This is a genomic window from Yersinia sp. 1252 StPb PI (assembly GCF_048593885.1).
GTDB classification, from domain to species: Bacteria; Pseudomonadota; Gammaproteobacteria; order Enterobacterales; family Enterobacteriaceae; genus Yersinia; species Yersinia enterocolitica_E.
Genome location: NZ_JAZGQE010000005.1, coordinates 47,116 through 61,037 on the forward strand (window position 1 = coordinate 47,116; position 13,922 = coordinate 61,037).

A 13,922-nucleotide genomic window follows, 5' to 3' on the forward strand; every position below is an offset into this window, starting at 1 on the left:
ACTACCAACCTCCCGAGCCGAACCGACTGCCGCGATCATTATCTCGGCTACGCGGTACCGGCGTAAATTCAAAGTGACCCGCACCGGAAACGGCCAGCGCCCACAACATGTGCAGGGCGTCCGGGCCATCATCATGATCGGCTTTGGGGAAATGACGTAATTGTTCAATCAACGTGGTCTGGCTGGAGTGCAGGCGGATCAAACCGTTCACCATATGCGGCTGCAATGATTCGATACGTAACAGTTTATCGGTGTGAGGAATAACGGCGCGGGCTGGCACCGGCACACCGGCAATGGCTGAACGCTTGATGAGCTCGGTGCGCAAGAACTCCTGAAACTGCACGGCTTCAATGCTCCACACCAGGCAGCGATAAACTTTCTGCAACTCGATAATGTCCGAGATTATTTTATCGGGCACCCGTTTGCGGATGGCGGCCTCGACCACATCCAGAATGCCGGTGTGACGGTTAAAACCACCGACCAATAAGGCGGAAGGGTCACGGCTGGCACCCTGTTTACCCAGGCTGGGGTCACAAGCCCCGAAGAAAACCCACTCAGCAAGCCGGTTAACCCAGAAGTGGAACACCCCTTCACCGGCAAAAATCGCATCTTCACCGCTGACCGGATCATTCTGATATTCAGCGTCAAATGTGGCATGACCATCACGCGCACGAATGAGCATCAAGGCGAGGATAGGACGGGCTGACCAGGACACAATGGCCCCTTCGTCCATCTCTTCACGATGTTGCTGGTAGTAGGCATTGGCCAGCATCTCGCCATCCTGTCCGTTGTTGCGCAGGATCTCTTCCCATTTGTCCCACAGCGACATGTTATCTGGCCAACGTATCAGGGCTTTAAAGCGGGCGACACGCCACAGCGGATTTTTGAGTGTGCGGGAAAGGACAGAATCATAGTGCAGGATAGTCCCGATGTAGATCACATCGAGCTTACCGCCCGCCGTTCCCAGCGGTAACACGGTTTTCTTCAGCCAATTCTCCAGCTTCTCGCGTTGTTCCGGGCTGCGGACTTGCTCGTCATTCTCGATATCATCCAGCACCACCAGATCAGGACGGTATGGCCCATGACGCAAACCACGCAGTTTCTTACCGGAACCGGCCACCTGAACTTTAATATCGTTGCGGGTCAGGATAGTCCCCATCTGCCACACACGACCCGCGCCACAGACATCAGGGAAGTCCATCAACAGACGCGGGTTGTACACCAGTTCGGCCTTGATGGCTTCAAGCATCGGATACGCCTGATCAATCGAGTCCATTACGATGACCGGGTAATGCTTGATGCCACAAATGATTGTCCACAGGACAAAGAGCTGACTGACCAGAGTGGATTTGGCTTCGCCACGCGGAGCCGCTATTGCATCGTTCTCACCCTTGGGACTCGCGACAATTTCCGGCAGGCGACTGAACAGATATTTATGTAGTTCGCTCTTATCTTTATGGCGCACATAATGCGGGAAATAGTTCTCGATAAAGAACTCATAGCCCGTCACGGGGTCTTTTACCTGCTGGTGACGCTCAGCAATAGCCGCCGCCGAGGGGTCAAAGCCCACATCCTCGGCCTCAATGGTTCTGCGCAGGCTGGCGGCAAGGTCTGCCAGTTCGCTGGCAAAGTCACGCGCGGTGAATTTCTTCGCCATAGGGCTATTCCAGCGCCTTATTAATTTCGTTAATCAGACGGTCATGGGCTTGATAGGTCAATTCGCCATAACCCGCATCCGCGTGATGCTTCCCTGTCGATGTCGTCACAACAATGTAGCCATTGCAGTTAACTTCTACGCCGAGAATATCGCTGGCCATAACGCTGCTATTAGCGGTCAAACGGATTAATTTATCAGCCATAGTGCTTCTCCACTTCATCACCAAAGGGTTCTAAGATTTCAACGAACGCCGCTAAATGCTGAGGGTGCTTCTCAGAAATAAAGATGCTGAGTTTCTGGAGAACATCCAGCGCAATGGCCAGTTGACTGGTTTCCGGCAATATCTTCTTACTGGCGGATATCGCCTTGTTAAAGGCATCAGCCAGACTGGCCAGTAATTCGACCCGCTGTTTTGCGGGAAGCTGTGAATCACCGTTGAGCTGCTCCAGCGTGGTCTGGTATTGCGTGACCAACCCGGTAAGAACTGCTCGGCCAATATCCTCCAGTCCACCGCCTGCAATGACGTGAGCGGCCCGCAATTTATCCCAGTCATCCCCGCCGTCCTGCGCCTCTTTTTTCCAGCGGCGGGCGGTAACAAAGGGGATGCCCGCCTGAGCGGAAGCGATTTCCAATGACATTTGGCCGAAAATATACGACCTACGCAGCCTGTCCCGTGTTTCCTGCGGATGCGCCATCGTTACAGCCCCAAACGGGCTTTAATAAGCACGATAGCCGTCGCAATAAGCCCCCCGGACAAACCACCGGCAATGGCTCCGGCCACCGCACCACGGCGGGTCGCTTCGACCTGAATTGCCGTCATATTGGTTTCTATCCGATCAAGTTTTAAATTGATGTCAGTTAATATCTCCAAGTCCTGCCCCGGAATAATGAGCTGGTCTAATTGGGTGCTGATTTTTTTCAGCGCACTGACTTCATTTTCAACGGCATGAACACGTCGACTCCTGCGTTTCTGGCGTGATTTCATTTGTCTGCCTTCTTATCCAATTTGCCATCAATACGATCAATCGCGCTTCTGACATCACGTAATGTCGTCATCATGAGGTCAAAGTGTGTTTTTGCATCTTCACGCCGTTGATAGTCGGTTTTTATATTTTCAACCGATTTTTCCAACGCGGTAATATCCTTTTTGAGTTCGTTAATCCATAAACCAAAAAGAGTAGAAACCAATCCCAAAATAATTTGAAATGCCATCGCCAGGTCAAATATCACTTAGCACCGCCCGAATAATATTTATTGATATTTATTAATTGCGTTTCTAATTGCTGGCACCATTTCCCGTAGTCTGCGGAATGGGCGAGAATATCTTCTGGTGGTAGCCCGCTATGGGTGGGCTGGGTTTCACGGGCAGTTGGTACAGAACCGCTGGCGGTGGGTTGCACTCGCTTATCACAATCGGCGTAGCCAAGGGCTGACTGGTAGACGCACAGGCTGTTAGGCCCAAGACCAGTATAGGTAGCGCCATCTTTTTGAGTCGCATCATTGATTTGCCTCTTGAGTCTCTGGTTATCGCTATAAAGTGCATCGATTTTGGCCTGCAACTCAGCAGACAATTTATCGCCCAGTTGTTGAGCGGCCTTCAGACGTGCCAGAGCAGCCGTCAGGGCGGCACTGGCGTCATTAGCAGCCTGAGTTTTTTCCTCCGACCAGGTGGTTTTAGCATTGCTAAAAGCCAGCCGCTCATCAGAAAGCTGTTTGCCGTAAATCAATGCCGCCAGTGCAAACCCCGCAGCGGCAGCAACAAGCATCGCTAATAAGGGTTGCCAGTAGGCTTTAAGGAGTTTCAGCATTATTGCCACTGGAGAGCTCCTTATCGCGTTTTAGCGCCTGGTATTTTGATGCCTGGTTCTGAGTGACCCAGGCGGCAAGATAAAGGCTGAACCAGATATCACCGGACTGGCCAAAGATGGTGGCCCACATCAGCGCAAGAGAGGACACGATAAACGCCCCCACCAGGGTGGTATCTGATGTTGATAGCCGCCCAGATGAAGGATTGGTGATTAATTCTTTGAGGGTTTTTAATATGCTCATAATTCCACCCGAGCTTGTACCCAGCCATATAAGAAAGTTTCATTAGCTGGGCGGCCTTCAGCCAATTCAAGGTAACGATGCCCCTGTGAACAATTAAGAGCTTTGAGCAAGACTATTTCGCCTTCTTTCCCTCTGGATTTTAGAAATGCAGATAACGCTACTATCGTTCGATTACCGATAACGCCGTCAGGAATTAGGTCTGGATAGAGTTTTCCGTTTTGATTAAAAGCAGAAAGCCAGCGCTGTAATAACTTATTTTGGAAGGCAGGCCCCATATTGACACCAGTATCGCAAAGCTCATTGGCAATAACGGTCGAGACCGTGGCAATTTGGTCAAAGCGAGGGCCGTACCAATAATCTTGCTCTAAAATTTCACGGGCTTTATCTCGTGACAAATTACGCATATCACCGGTATAGCCATTGGCGCGGGCTGTCTTCTGAGTGACACCCCAGCGGGTTGGGCCGCCAGCATCATCAGGGTTATCAACATAGCCACCTTCTCGCCCGAGAATACCGTCAATTACCTGGTCTTTATTCATGGCAATTACCCCCGAATTTTGGCGGTAAGCGCAATAGATATACTGCAAGTTGGGATTGTGATAGGGAGATTTGCATGACACCATCCAATGGGTTGGGATGGTGTCAGTATTGCTATGGGGGCTTTATATAATCAGTGGAAGGGGTTCAGTGGATTGGATTGAAGTCTATAAATCATCCTGGACTGCTTTTGACTGTATTTTCAGTAATTCTTTTTCATATTCAGGTGATGTGTAAATTAGAAACCCATCTTCTTTACCTGTCGAACGGTTCTTCTGACCTCGCATATAGACAGTGTCGTGATCAAATCTAACATAGATAGCCTCGCCAGAAGTTGATGCACGCTCCATCTCTTCGGCAGTTGATGCGGAGGACGGCGCACCATATTTCTTAATTAAGCCGTCTAATACTGACTCAGAGTTCCGATTCAGTGATATAGCGAGTCGTTGGAATTTTCCGTCTAAGAAAAATGCCATTGCGAAGGTTTTAGCTCCAGAGAACTTGAAGTCTTTGCAAGCATAGGATATTAGGCCAGGTGTATCACTATTATATTTTTCAAATGAACATATATTGGATTTAAGTAAGGTATCTACATTTGAACCAAATTTCACCCCCTTATATCCATCAACAGCTAATACACTAGACGACATTACAGCTAAAGTTAACCCAAGAGAAATTATTCTAAATTTCATTTTTTTTCCTTAAAAAAGATCCTGCTGTGTAATCAAAATGGCAGCTTTACTTTCGCTCACTAGACCCCAAGCAAATCTATCAGAGAATCCATATTTAGGGCATAGCTGAGTCATCACCATCAGTGAAGAGACGCCACTGTTACGCAAGTGCGCAAATTCAGCCAGGAACGAACGGTTACGCAACTCACGCAATGCCCGATCACAACGAGGGAGGTAAAGAACCTCCCCACCAAAGTGCTTGACCAATAGCTGCGCGTTCACATCACCAATGGTTTCACGTAACAAGGTGGCACGGGCTGCGCCAAGTGCACGCAACCCTTTACCGATTGGGAAGGTGGTGCCGCCCAACTTATCGAGCAGGCGAGCTGTGGCTGGATAACCGATCAACTCGGCAATCTGCTGTACAGACTCTGGCAATAGCGCTTTAACCTGCTCAATATCCATCATGATTTCCCTCGACGTTTGGCATCGATAATCAATGCCTGCATCAGTTTTGTCAGTTGATCCAGCTGCAACCAATCAACATATCTTACCTGAAACATATGTTGCGCCATAGATTCAGCATAATCCCATGGTCGGTTTGCGTCAGCCAGAAGTGCCTCAATCTTACTGAGTATCGTCTTCTTACTGGCGGGAACGCTGGGGCGACGTCCGCGTTTTGGGGTCGGTTTAGGCTCAAATCCATGAGCCCGCATATAAGCCACAATACGTTCTTGCTGCTCGATGGAGCAATGAGCCGAGCTGGTTTTACCGGTAAGTCGATAAATAACATCACGGTAGGTTTCATCGTCCCAGGCTAAAGCAGACTTCCCTACATGAATCAGCTGGATCAGTTTTCTGTCCATAGCGCCTCCAGTTGCGTGCGTAAGGTGTTACTGACATTGGTGGCCAACCCTAAGCGGATAAGCCACTCAGACAGTTTACCCATTGCCGCCGCAGGAGAGTTACGCCCAGGGAACTCATCGAGTGCTATCTGAGCCGTCCATACACCACCTTGACAAGTCAAAGTCACCAGTTGCTCAAGGACTGCTCGTTGATTCTGATGTGTTACCTGCACACCAATCAGAGCAGTAGAAGCGAGCGTACGTCGCAGGTCACGGCATTCAAACTTAGTGATGTATTGGGTTAATTTCCCGCAGCCAGTTAGTAAATCAGCAGTATCCGCTGGCGAGTAACCGCCCAATTCAAGCAGCTTTGCCCGCAAGGCGGTAATCTCATCAAAAGCCGACTGGAGCACTTGCAGCAGTTCTTCGCTGTAGTCTTCACCCAACGCTAGGTGACTTTTTAACAAACCCAAATTAGTCATTTTGCACCTCATCCCACTGAGCGTGACCGGTCACATCTGTAAGATTTAAAGTACGTGACTCACGATAAAACCAACATTGTGATTCACCTACAAACGCTGTATTGCAACCCGCAGGTAATGGCAAATGACAGTGATTGCAATTACCCAAGGCCGCCTCTTGCCGCTCCAGTCGCTCCCCATCACAGAAGATTAACAGCTCAACATACTCGCTAGGGATGTATGGTTTACGACCCGGATTGCGGCGCTTACAGCCATCAAGCAGCATTTTAAACCCACGGTCAGAGATAACTATTTCAATACGATGCTGGCCGAACTGCGACTTTGCACGGGCGCGGGAGAGGCGCTTTCGCGCCGCTGCCTGCTCTTTACTGCCAGGGTTAGTCATTTTAACCCCCAACGCTTAATGCGATACCAGATTGCAAATAACACAACCCCCAACTTATCGCCAAACCACTCACACGATTTTCGCCCCATAATTGCAGCATATAAGCCAACATAACCACCAAAGCCTAAAGCCATCCCAATACCAATGAGAACCCAGACAGAATCAATATTAATCGTCATAGTCACCTTCCTCGGCGGCAGTAAGCCTCTCTTCAAAAACCATTAAACCTACAGGCCAAAACAGCATGGTTAATATGAAAGCGATACGAGGAGTGCTTTTTCTCATCCAACCCAGCCGACGCAGAATGCTGGCCCAGCAATAACCAAGGTAGATGTAGGACGCTACTGCCCAACAGATTAAGGTGATTTCTCTAATGGTCATCATGCCTCCTTAACCAACTCTGATTGTTCAAACCCTGCCTTTACAGCATCAACAATGCGGGATAAATATCGATAGGAAGGGTTTTCTACCATCGGCCAATTAGCGTAATAAGGATCATCTCCCAGCAAATCAGAACCCGATAGCCATTTGCAAACATCCGATTTGACATCCTCAGAGGAGACAGCCGCATCCCAATATTCACGTGCTTTTTCTTTCGTAATGTCATTTGCGCGAAGTAACCTGATAATCTCCCGCTTCACAAAAATAATATTATCGTTGTTATCACCATCAATTTGCTGGTCAAGCTGCGGGGATAAATAACCGATTAGATAATCATTGCCACAACGCCGGAAAAACTGACTGATTGTCTGGCCTGACATCGCGAACCACGAGGCTGTCCATGCCTTTCCGTAGCAAGTGATGGTAATTTTCCCTTTGCCTGGCTCGTAGTCATCAACTAGAACCTCAACAGGGTCAAGACGTTCCAGACCAGAGAGACGCATTTTCACTGATTGGCTGATTTCAATTTCCATTAGACTCTCCCACAGATGCAATGGTTGGTTTCAGATGCTCAATGCTCAGGCCACCGGCGCGGCCATTAACGCTAACCACCACAGCACCATGCCCCAATGCCCAAGCCTCAGTGCGGGTGACCACCTCAACGCTGTCAGGGATACCCCTGTTAGGGAAATAGTTGAAACTGCTACCCACAGGGTATTTTTGATTGAATCTTTCAGCTGACAACCCTTTCAGAAAATGGCTCATGGTTTCACCTTCCATTGTTTTTTATGGTGTTCAACGGCTTGCTTCATGGCAACGCGCTGCTGGTTCTTGTGAATAGAATTCCCACGACTATCAAAGAAGTTTAAACGCGACTTACCTGGCAGATTGGGATACTCGATCACCACGCTGCCATCCGTCAGGGTGTAAATACGCTTATTGCCGTTATCCTGATATTCCCGGCTGCTGACATGGGCTTTCATGAGCGGTCTCCCCAGCCTTTGAACCTGGCCGCGTCACAGAACCGGGCGCGGGTAAAACACCATTGCTCATTGACGGCCAGCATTGAGGCGTCGGCGGCTGCCCGCCAAACAGGTAACGCGTCGGCATATTTGAACTGCTTTTCGAGGGCTGCGGCTTTCAGCGCCAAAGACATAAACTCGGGGTTGGTGACACCCAAAGGCAGGCAGCGCAACTTTTTGGTGCTGACTTTTTTACTGGCGAGTGCATGTTTCCAATGAGACAAACGGGGGGTACCCGGCGTTTTTGGCGTGACACCGGCTACCCCTGCCATAGCGTAGCAACGCATATTACCGTTCCAGCACCGGCTAACATGGCCTTTGCTGATATCTTTGGCCAACAGTGCGCCGACACGCGCAATGGGTAAGCCAGTAAAGTTGGCTAGTTCGCGGCCAGTGGCAGAACCCAGTATTTTCAGTGCCTGGCGCAAAGAATCGGTTTTAGACAGGCTTTCCATTATGACCTCCCAATCAATGCAGGCTGAGAATCAGTACCATTAACGCCATGGAGCAAGCTGGCATCTTTACCCGCTCGATATCCAGTATTCGAAGCATCATCAGCCCCTCGACACTTTTTGGCTTCTCGCATATCGCCTGATTGCAGCCCAATATCTTTCTGCAATTTACGATGGTAGGCAGTGATTAAGGTTGCCTCTGTATCTGTAACCGTAAAATCTTTAATGACCTGATAAGCGCCTATTACCCACCCCTCACAGAAGGTATCCCCTCGGGCTATTTTGGTGCTGGCTTTAATGCTCTTGCGCATTGACGCGGTATATTCACGGCGGGCTTTCATCATTTGGCGAGAGAGTACGTCAAAGGCATAAGCTGCTATTTGTGGGCGTTCATTCGGGCCGTAGAAAATAACCTGACGCTGAGCGGTAGTGTAATAATTACGTTTAAAGGTCATATAACACTTAACGCCGAAAGCCCGACAGATGATATCTGCCAGCAGCCCCATATATTTAGGGACAGCCTGAGCATGAGAGGGAGCGCCTTTACTGCCTGCCTCGTTGATTTCCATCAAGTCGATATCAATGGATGTCAGACCATGCTCACGCATCAGGTTTTGAGCCTGACTCATCGCATTGGCAGCTTCATTGGGATTGGTACTGTGCTTAGCCAAATTCAGCAGTTTCTTTATTTTGGCGAGATACTTTTCTTTATTCATGATGATGGTTTTCCATTATTTTGGCGTAAGCGCGCCCCAGCGGGTTTACGCCATGTTTAAAGATGATTTAAAAGCGAATTAAATTAGCCCGCAGGCGTTAATGATCCCGTATTAGCAAAATAAGGTTCTTTATTAATTTCCACGACAGTTGCTGAATCAAAATCATGGGCTGGGCCAACCGTTTTTACTGATTTGCCCCCGCGTAAAAATTTGCACGGTTGGTAGATGAAAACCTTACCCACGGGATAACGCCGATTAAACTCTTCAGCTTTCATATCAGACTCCAGAGATATCAAGGGAGATGGCCTGATATTGGTCACTGTCGCCAATACGCTCATAAACCCGGACATAGGAACGACTGCCGACAACCTGCACCGCTTCGCTGATGGCATCCATCGCCCGTAACCAGCGTGAGTCCTGAATGTCATAACGACGCAGGGCCAAGACTGCCCCGGTATTGATCTCACCCTCTTTATCCGAGGAGAAGGCCCGGTTAATTAAGGTATGAATTTCAGGCCGCGCACCTTCAACCCAATCAGCAAGGCATTCATCAATAAGCGCTTTAGCGGCTTGCAGGCGCTCATCAAAGGCAATGCGGTCTTGCATGGCTCGTTGGATTTTATATTTACCGTCAAAGGTATACAGCGTGACGTTGCCTTTCTTACCACCCAGTGAAACATTGTATTCATTGGCTGACAGGTCAACGAACGCGGCAATGTCAGCAAAGGTGGCCAACTTAAACTCGGTCAGCATTTTGTTAACGACCAGTGCGCGATTGATAATGTCACCCACTAATGTGTCGCGCATTTTGTCGATATCTTTAACCAGAGAAATTGGGGTCAGAATACCTTTAGCATCAACCCAGTACCCCTCTGGAGCGGCTTTATCAGTGAATTGTTTGTTATCAGTGGACATGCTTATTACCTCGTTTGGTTTTAACTAAATATTCAATAACTTGCTTGGTTTTAACTGCTACATGACCAGCTAACCCATTAGCAATTCCATTTGTCACATCATTTTCAAACTGATTACTTTTGGATAGTTCGACGCGACAACTCACACTCACGCGACCAGCATCCACAACTTCGATGATTATTTTTGCCATAACTGGCTATCTCCAGATGATATGAGCGCCGCGCCAGATGGTCATTTTGACCAGGCTACGGACGCCATTGCGGGTTTCGGTTATCTCAACCGCGCCTTGTTCCCATGCCTTAAAGGGGCGGTCAACTTCGATGATCGGACGGCGTAAGCGGGTATTTAATTCCACCACTTTAATACCGGCGCGTAATAAGCGATTAATAGGCTTCATTAAGGTCGGGTTATTAATAGGCAATTGGCACATGGCTTATTCCTTAATTAATTAACATTTTGGCGGCTTGGCGAACGGCACCGACACCCACGGGTGTTTCATTGATATGGCTAAGGCGAATTGCACCGCGCAGTAACTTAAATAAGCGGCGGGCATTGCCTCTTGATTCCTGATAAAGCGCCTCATTGATATCATCTGCTACCGCAGGTAACACACTGGCCGCAATGGCACTGACATCATCTTTAGGCAGGGCATTACCGATATTGAGCGCAAAGGCCACACGGCTATAAAGTTGGACGAATTCGCCACGCTTACCTTTCAGGTTAATCAACAGTCGCGGCATACCAACCAGGACAACGCCGATACCGCTTTTATCGTGCAGACGGCGCAGCACTTCCAGTGATCGATGTGGCAGCAACTCCCCCTCGTCAATCAACAAGACATAGCCCGAATCACGTAATTTATTGGTACATAACTCAAAGGTTTCATGCATGTTGCCGCGAGGGGATAGCCCCAAACGGTTACAGATTTCTTCCAGCAAGACACGAGCGGTAAAACTGGGGTCAACTTCGATTAACAGCGCGGTGGAGTTCTGGCTGGCGTAAGCCTTTAATGCCATGGTTTTACCTAGCCCAGCCTCGCCGTAAATCACATTGATCTCACCGTCAACGTGGGCCATACGGATAATTTCCAGCGCTTTTTTAGATGCTGACGTTGCAACAAACTTCACGTCTACGCGCTGGGCTTTATCTTTCTCGCGAGTACGTTCGAGGAAAGCCTGTACCTCACTATTGACCCTGTCCAAATCCCCGTTATATTTATCTTGTAGATATTGATTGACGGTGGCAGTGCTCATACCGATAGCGCGTGAAACCTGTGTTTGGTTGAGGCTTTTACGTTCCATCAGTTCTATAAGGTCATTTTTAATTGTCATGATTTAATTCCTATGTAGTGAATGAGCGGCATTTGATGGGCGTCAAATAGCCGCTTTTTTATTGCCATGTACTTTTAAATATTCATCGCGATCAGATTGGAATAAGAACATCTCTTCCCGGTCATCATTAATGCGTGAGATATCACCCTGGATAAGCGAGCCAAAATCGGGTGCATCATCGGCAGTCAGTACCGGATTAAGCTCGGCGTTAATCTCTTCGGCTTTTTGCTCAACCAGTTTCATACGGCGGCTATGGCGGTCTTTTGCCACTTTCTGGACGTAATCCACAGGGAAGGCGGCGCGGGTATTACCATTCACAATCGCAGTACAGATAAACGAGCCATCAAGGCGGCGAACGGTAACGCTACTGGCATCGTGAATATCGAACTCAACCAGAACTTCTTCGCCATCGACCTGAATTAAACCCTCAGCAAAATATTGGTTATTGAAGATAGACAGCCAACCGCGCTGGGCGGTACGTTTGACTTGCGGACGGAACATGTCGCGCAACTCGATATCGGAAAGGCGATCAATGGTCTCGCTTGCCAGCAATAACTGGCGGTACTCCGTAGCGGTATAGTGTTTACCATCGTCACGGCGGGGTAATTCGCTGTGCCGGTGGGTGGTGTTATAGGCTTCAATTTCATCTTCTATGGCATCGATAAGTTGCTGCCATGAGGGTAATTTAGCCATCGCCGCCTTTTGGCGACTGTTGAGCTCTTTATTCTTCCCCTGTGCATTGAAGGCTGAATTAAGGTCAACGCTGACCATACGAACCGTTTCGCGGTCAGCAGATTTACCGTTATAGGTGGCAAATTTACGGGCGATACGGGCAGGAATTTCGCGGTTAAGCCGCTCAATAATCCCACGTGCCTGCGGGTTACCGGGGATACCTGTAGGGTGTTCCACACCAAGACGCGATAAAATCCCCGTAATATCAGCATCTAATACGTTTGCGGTTTGACCTGCACCGTTATCTGAATAGTAAATCAGGGGTATGCCGTGGCTCTGCATACCGTGGCGCAGTGCATCAGCCACAGCGATCACGTTCTCAGCCAGGCTCAGGCTCCAGCCGACGACATAGCGTGTCCGTCCATCAATAACCAGGGTTATTTCGGGGGTAAATGGGCGACCATGGTCAGGGTGTGCCACCTTCATTTTCATGCTGTGACCATCCCCAATCCAAACACCATTAACGGGCATTTGTGACCAGTCACGCTTCACATAGGTATTCAGCGCTCGCATGGCAGAACCCGTAACACGGCCACGTTGTTTAACGACGGTTGGCAACTTGTCTAATGCCCGCCGCACGGCATAGACAGAAGGAATTGCGGCGAGCATGGCGGGCTGGTCTGCATACTGCATTTGCCAGTCATGCTCAAAGTTCTCGTAAGCCTCGGCAATGCTTAATCCGTTGGTGGTGCGGTAGTGCGCCATAAATAGTGGCATCCATTTAATGCGCTCAACGGGTTTGCCTTTATTGTGCCCTGGAGCCAATAAAACCAGACGCTCAGAGGGCGTGGCGGCACGTTCATAGTCAACAACCCAACCATTCAGGGTGCGGGTACTGACGCCTGTGCGCAGACCTTTACGGGCATTGGCCATCGCGGCTGCTTTCTGCAAGTTCTCAGGCAAATTATTAGAACGTGACTGGTCACAAATATAATTAATGGCTCGAATGCGTGACAATCCGGCGTTCTGTAAATTGATAACCTCGGTCACCAGAGTGGCGCGGGCATCCGCAATATCACGCTGTAACTTGGTCAGATTGCCGGTGCTACGCTCCAACAGGGCGGGACATTGGCGCATAAGGTCTAATTCATGCTTGGCTTTTACTCTTGGGTTTAAATCGCCGTTAAATGCCGTTTTAACGGCTTTTTTCTCTGCATTTAAAAGAGAGTTAAGGTGGCGCTCGTTGATTATGTTTTGAACGTCAGTGGGTAGGCTTTCAACCAGATACTCGTAACTTAACCCTTTAACCCCGGTTAATTTTCTGCGTGTCCATCCTTCATTTTTGGCTTTTTTGCCCAACCCTTGTGGGGTTTTGGGCAAACCATTAACAGACAGTAATTCATTCAGGGTTATCCAGATCATTTGCCAGCCCTCACTGCATGGCGAGATGGCCAGATAACGGCAGGGGATACGCCGATAGCATTTGCGATAATAACTTCTGCTTTCGGGTAAGAACCTCTGAGGGCATTTCTCAATGTTGATGGGGCCAGACCAGCATCGACTGATAGAGATGTCAGTGACAGCCCCTTTTTGTGTATTGCGGCAACAATATCCGCTCTATGCCAATCAGTTTCTTTCATTGTTTTCTTCCCGTTCTATTTGTTTTATGCCAACCTATACGGTTACACAGGTGTGTCACCTAACGGCGTTACACCATGTGGCTGTTTTGAATATTAGATAGAAACTCAGTTGTTTTCAAATAGTTTCTTTCAAAGTTTCCTTCAAAATGGACGATTTATAATTAACT

The 13,922-nt window shown here is 48.8% G+C and carries 27 protein-coding genes; all 27 read right to left on the bottom strand.

Features of this window, described 5'->3' with window-relative positions; genetic code table 11:
* Position 1 precedes the first annotated feature (1 nt).
* A complete protein-coding gene (gene terL / locus V2A85_RS01645) occupies positions 2-1,657 on the bottom strand; it encodes a phage terminase large subunit (RefSeq protein ID WP_420070795.1) in 1,656 nt (551 codons plus the stop codon).
* Positions 1,658-1,661: 4 nt separating this feature from the next.
* Positions 1,662-1,859, bottom strand: a complete 198-nt coding sequence (locus V2A85_RS01650; protein ID WP_420070796.1) for a hypothetical protein — start codon at positions 1,857-1,859, stop codon at positions 1,662-1,664.
* Entirely contained in the window at positions 1,852-2,352 is a 501-nt protein-coding gene (locus V2A85_RS01655; protein WP_420070797.1) for a DUF1804 family protein, read from the bottom strand. The genes V2A85_RS01650 and V2A85_RS01655 overlap by 8 nt, the downstream gene beginning before the upstream one ends.
* A gap of 2 nt (positions 2,353-2,354) precedes the next feature.
* On the bottom strand, positions 2,355-2,642 hold the full coding sequence (locus tag V2A85_RS01660; RefSeq protein WP_155967694.1) for a hypothetical protein: 288 nt from the start codon (positions 2,640-2,642) through the stop codon (positions 2,355-2,357).
* Positions 2,639-2,887, bottom strand: coding sequence for a hypothetical protein (locus V2A85_RS01665; protein WP_420070798.1), 249 nt, complete (start codon positions 2,885-2,887; stop codon positions 2,639-2,641). Before V2A85_RS01665 ends, V2A85_RS01660 begins: the two co-directional genes overlap by 4 nt.
* Positions 2,884-3,465 (bottom strand): hypothetical protein, encoded by a 582-nt coding sequence (locus V2A85_RS01670; protein ID WP_420070810.1) that lies wholly within the window; start codon positions 3,463-3,465, stop codon positions 2,884-2,886. Before V2A85_RS01670 ends, V2A85_RS01665 begins: the two co-directional genes overlap by 4 nt.
* Complete coding sequence (locus tag V2A85_RS01675; protein ID WP_145546537.1) at positions 3,449-3,706, bottom strand: hypothetical protein; 258 nt, start codon at positions 3,704-3,706, stop codon at positions 3,449-3,451. Before V2A85_RS01675 ends, V2A85_RS01670 begins: the two co-directional genes overlap by 17 nt.
* Positions 3,703-4,245, bottom strand: a complete 543-nt coding sequence (locus tag V2A85_RS01680) for a glycoside hydrolase family 108 protein (RefSeq protein WP_057631312.1) — start codon at positions 4,243-4,245, stop codon at positions 3,703-3,705. The genes V2A85_RS01675 and V2A85_RS01680 overlap by 4 nt, the downstream gene beginning before the upstream one ends.
* A gap of 165 nt (positions 4,246-4,410) precedes the next feature.
* Positions 4,411-4,935 (bottom strand): hypothetical protein, encoded by a 525-nt coding sequence (locus V2A85_RS01685; protein WP_155967680.1) that lies wholly within the window; start codon positions 4,933-4,935, stop codon positions 4,411-4,413.
* Positions 4,936-4,944: 9 nt separating this feature from the next.
* Positions 4,945-5,379, bottom strand: coding sequence for a Mor transcription activator family protein (locus V2A85_RS01690; protein WP_420070811.1), 435 nt, complete (start codon positions 5,377-5,379; stop codon positions 4,945-4,947).
* Positions 5,379-5,780 (bottom strand): gp16 family protein, encoded by a 402-nt coding sequence (locus tag V2A85_RS01695; RefSeq protein WP_420070799.1) that lies wholly within the window; start codon positions 5,778-5,780, stop codon positions 5,379-5,381. The genes V2A85_RS01690 and V2A85_RS01695 overlap by 1 nt, the downstream gene beginning before the upstream one ends.
* Positions 5,765-6,241: a hypothetical protein gene (locus V2A85_RS01700; protein ID WP_420070800.1), complete on the bottom strand. Its 477-nt coding sequence runs from the start codon at positions 6,239-6,241 to the stop codon at positions 5,765-5,767. The genes V2A85_RS01695 and V2A85_RS01700 overlap by 16 nt, the downstream gene beginning before the upstream one ends.
* The gene (locus V2A85_RS01705) at positions 6,234-6,626 is read right to left on the bottom strand and encodes a hypothetical protein (RefSeq protein ID WP_420070801.1); all 393 of its coding nucleotides are present in this window, start codon (positions 6,624-6,626) and stop codon (positions 6,234-6,236) included. The genes V2A85_RS01700 and V2A85_RS01705 overlap by 8 nt, the downstream gene beginning before the upstream one ends.
* Positions 6,623-6,805, bottom strand: a complete 183-nt coding sequence (locus tag V2A85_RS01710; protein ID WP_071666730.1) for a hypothetical protein — start codon at positions 6,803-6,805, stop codon at positions 6,623-6,625. The genes V2A85_RS01705 and V2A85_RS01710 overlap by 4 nt, the downstream gene beginning before the upstream one ends.
* Complete coding sequence (locus V2A85_RS01715; protein WP_420070802.1) at positions 6,795-7,010, bottom strand: hypothetical protein; 216 nt, start codon at positions 7,008-7,010, stop codon at positions 6,795-6,797. The genes V2A85_RS01710 and V2A85_RS01715 overlap by 11 nt, the downstream gene beginning before the upstream one ends.
* Complete coding sequence (locus tag V2A85_RS01720; protein ID WP_420070803.1) at positions 7,007-7,540, bottom strand: hypothetical protein; 534 nt, start codon at positions 7,538-7,540, stop codon at positions 7,007-7,009. Before V2A85_RS01720 ends, V2A85_RS01715 begins: the two co-directional genes overlap by 4 nt.
* Positions 7,530-7,772, bottom strand: a complete 243-nt coding sequence (locus tag V2A85_RS01725; RefSeq protein ID WP_050148599.1) for a hypothetical protein — start codon at positions 7,770-7,772, stop codon at positions 7,530-7,532. The genes V2A85_RS01720 and V2A85_RS01725 overlap by 11 nt, the downstream gene beginning before the upstream one ends.
* Positions 7,769-7,990 (bottom strand): hypothetical protein, encoded by a 222-nt coding sequence (locus tag V2A85_RS01730; protein ID WP_420070804.1) that lies wholly within the window; start codon positions 7,988-7,990, stop codon positions 7,769-7,771. Before V2A85_RS01730 ends, V2A85_RS01725 begins: the two co-directional genes overlap by 4 nt.
* Positions 7,987-8,484: an ANR family transcriptional regulator gene (locus V2A85_RS01735; protein WP_420070805.1), complete on the bottom strand. Its 498-nt coding sequence runs from the start codon at positions 8,482-8,484 to the stop codon at positions 7,987-7,989. The genes V2A85_RS01730 and V2A85_RS01735 overlap by 4 nt, the downstream gene beginning before the upstream one ends.
* Positions 8,484-9,197: a DUF2786 domain-containing protein gene (locus V2A85_RS01740; RefSeq protein WP_420070806.1), complete on the bottom strand. Its 714-nt coding sequence runs from the start codon at positions 9,195-9,197 to the stop codon at positions 8,484-8,486. Before V2A85_RS01740 ends, V2A85_RS01735 begins: the two co-directional genes overlap by 1 nt.
* Before the next feature lie 83 nt (positions 9,198-9,280).
* Positions 9,281-9,472 carry a hypothetical protein gene (locus tag V2A85_RS01745; RefSeq protein WP_025377236.1) on the bottom strand — a complete coding sequence of 64 codons (192 nt, stop codon included), beginning with the start codon at positions 9,470-9,472 and terminating at the stop codon, positions 9,281-9,283.
* Position 9,473: 1 nt separating this feature from the next.
* Positions 9,474-10,112, bottom strand: coding sequence for a DUF3164 family protein (locus V2A85_RS01750; protein ID WP_071666725.1), 639 nt, complete (start codon positions 10,110-10,112; stop codon positions 9,474-9,476).
* Entirely contained in the window at positions 10,102-10,302 is a 201-nt protein-coding gene (locus tag V2A85_RS01755; protein WP_420070807.1) for a hypothetical protein, read from the bottom strand. Before V2A85_RS01755 ends, V2A85_RS01750 begins: the two co-directional genes overlap by 11 nt.
* Positions 10,303-10,308: 6 nt before the next feature.
* Positions 10,309-10,542 carry a hypothetical protein gene (locus V2A85_RS01760; RefSeq protein ID WP_012303416.1) on the bottom strand — a complete coding sequence of 78 codons (234 nt, stop codon included), beginning with the start codon at positions 10,540-10,542 and terminating at the stop codon, positions 10,309-10,311.
* A 10-nt stretch (positions 10,543-10,552) separates the two neighbouring features.
* Positions 10,553-11,443 carry an AAA family ATPase gene (locus V2A85_RS01765; protein ID WP_025377233.1) on the bottom strand — a complete coding sequence of 297 codons (891 nt, stop codon included), beginning with the start codon at positions 11,441-11,443 and terminating at the stop codon, positions 10,553-10,555.
* 42 nt (positions 11,444-11,485) lie between these two features.
* Positions 11,486-13,537: a Mu transposase C-terminal domain-containing protein gene (locus V2A85_RS01770; RefSeq protein ID WP_420070808.1), complete on the bottom strand. Its 2,052-nt coding sequence runs from the start codon at positions 13,535-13,537 to the stop codon at positions 11,486-11,488.
* Entirely contained in the window at positions 13,534-13,755 is a 222-nt protein-coding gene (locus tag V2A85_RS01775) for a helix-turn-helix domain-containing protein (RefSeq protein WP_025377231.1), read from the bottom strand. Before V2A85_RS01775 ends, V2A85_RS01770 begins: the two co-directional genes overlap by 4 nt.
* Positions 13,756-13,922 lie beyond the last annotated feature (167 nt).

Excerpts from the sequence above, each read along its gene's own strand:
- terL (WP_420070795.1), bottom strand. The coding sequence starts at position 1,657 with ATGGCGAAGAAATTCACCGCGCGTGACTTTGCCAGCGAACTGGCAGAC.
- V2A85_RS01650 (WP_420070796.1), bottom strand. The coding sequence starts at position 1,859 with ATGGCTGATAAATTAATCCGTTTGACCGCTAATAGCAGCGTTATGGCC.
- V2A85_RS01655 (WP_420070797.1), bottom strand. The coding sequence starts at position 2,352 with ATGGCGCATCCGCAGGAAACACGGGACAGGCTGCGTAGGTCGTATATT.
- V2A85_RS01660 (WP_155967694.1), bottom strand. The coding sequence starts at position 2,642 with ATGAAATCACGCCAGAAACGCAGGAGTCGACGTGTTCATGCCGTTGAA.
- V2A85_RS01670 (WP_420070810.1), bottom strand. The coding sequence starts at position 3,465 with ATGCTGAAACTCCTTAAAGCCTACTGGCAACCCTTATTAGCGATGCTT.
- V2A85_RS01675 (WP_145546537.1), bottom strand. The coding sequence starts at position 3,706 with ATGAGCATATTAAAAACCCTCAAAGAATTAATCACCAATCCTTCATCT.
- V2A85_RS01680 (WP_057631312.1), bottom strand. The coding sequence starts at position 4,245 with ATGAATAAAGACCAGGTAATTGACGGTATTCTCGGGCGAGAAGGTGGC.
- V2A85_RS01685 (WP_155967680.1), bottom strand. The coding sequence starts at position 4,935 with ATGAAATTTAGAATAATTTCTCTTGGGTTAACTTTAGCTGTAATGTCG.
- V2A85_RS01690 (WP_420070811.1), bottom strand. The coding sequence starts at position 5,379 with ATGGATATTGAGCAGGTTAAAGCGCTATTGCCAGAGTCTGTACAGCAG.
- V2A85_RS01695 (WP_420070799.1), bottom strand. The coding sequence starts at position 5,780 with ATGGACAGAAAACTGATCCAGCTGATTCATGTAGGGAAGTCTGCTTTA.
- V2A85_RS01700 (WP_420070800.1), bottom strand. The coding sequence starts at position 6,241 with ATGACTAATTTGGGTTTGTTAAAAAGTCACCTAGCGTTGGGTGAAGAC.
- V2A85_RS01705 (WP_420070801.1), bottom strand. The coding sequence starts at position 6,626 with ATGACTAACCCTGGCAGTAAAGAGCAGGCAGCGGCGCGAAAGCGCCTC.
- V2A85_RS01710 (WP_071666730.1), bottom strand. The coding sequence starts at position 6,805 with ATGACGATTAATATTGATTCTGTCTGGGTTCTCATTGGTATTGGGATG.
- V2A85_RS01715 (WP_420070802.1), bottom strand. The coding sequence starts at position 7,010 with ATGATGACCATTAGAGAAATCACCTTAATCTGTTGGGCAGTAGCGTCC.
- V2A85_RS01720 (WP_420070803.1), bottom strand. The coding sequence starts at position 7,540 with ATGGAAATTGAAATCAGCCAATCAGTGAAAATGCGTCTCTCTGGTCTG.
- V2A85_RS01725 (WP_050148599.1), bottom strand. The coding sequence starts at position 7,772 with ATGAGCCATTTTCTGAAAGGGTTGTCAGCTGAAAGATTCAATCAAAAA.
- V2A85_RS01730 (WP_420070804.1), bottom strand. The coding sequence starts at position 7,990 with ATGAAAGCCCATGTCAGCAGCCGGGAATATCAGGATAACGGCAATAAG.
- V2A85_RS01735 (WP_420070805.1), bottom strand. The coding sequence starts at position 8,484 with ATGGAAAGCCTGTCTAAAACCGATTCTTTGCGCCAGGCACTGAAAATA.
- V2A85_RS01740 (WP_420070806.1), bottom strand. The coding sequence starts at position 9,197 with ATGAATAAAGAAAAGTATCTCGCCAAAATAAAGAAACTGCTGAATTTG.
- V2A85_RS01745 (WP_025377236.1), bottom strand. The coding sequence starts at position 9,472 with ATGAAAGCTGAAGAGTTTAATCGGCGTTATCCCGTGGGTAAGGTTTTC.
- V2A85_RS01750 (WP_071666725.1), bottom strand. The coding sequence starts at position 10,112 with ATGTCCACTGATAACAAACAATTCACTGATAAAGCCGCTCCAGAGGGG.
- V2A85_RS01755 (WP_420070807.1), bottom strand. The coding sequence starts at position 10,302 with ATGGCAAAAATAATCATCGAAGTTGTGGATGCTGGTCGCGTGAGTGTG.
- V2A85_RS01760 (WP_012303416.1), bottom strand. The coding sequence starts at position 10,542 with ATGTGCCAATTGCCTATTAATAACCCGACCTTAATGAAGCCTATTAAT.
- V2A85_RS01765 (WP_025377233.1), bottom strand. The coding sequence starts at position 11,443 with ATGACAATTAAAAATGACCTTATAGAACTGATGGAACGTAAAAGCCTC.
- V2A85_RS01770 (WP_420070808.1), bottom strand. The coding sequence starts at position 13,537 with ATGATCTGGATAACCCTGAATGAATTACTGTCTGTTAATGGTTTGCCC.
- V2A85_RS01775 (WP_025377231.1), bottom strand. The coding sequence starts at position 13,755 with ATGAAAGAAACTGATTGGCATAGAGCGGATATTGTTGCCGCAATACAC.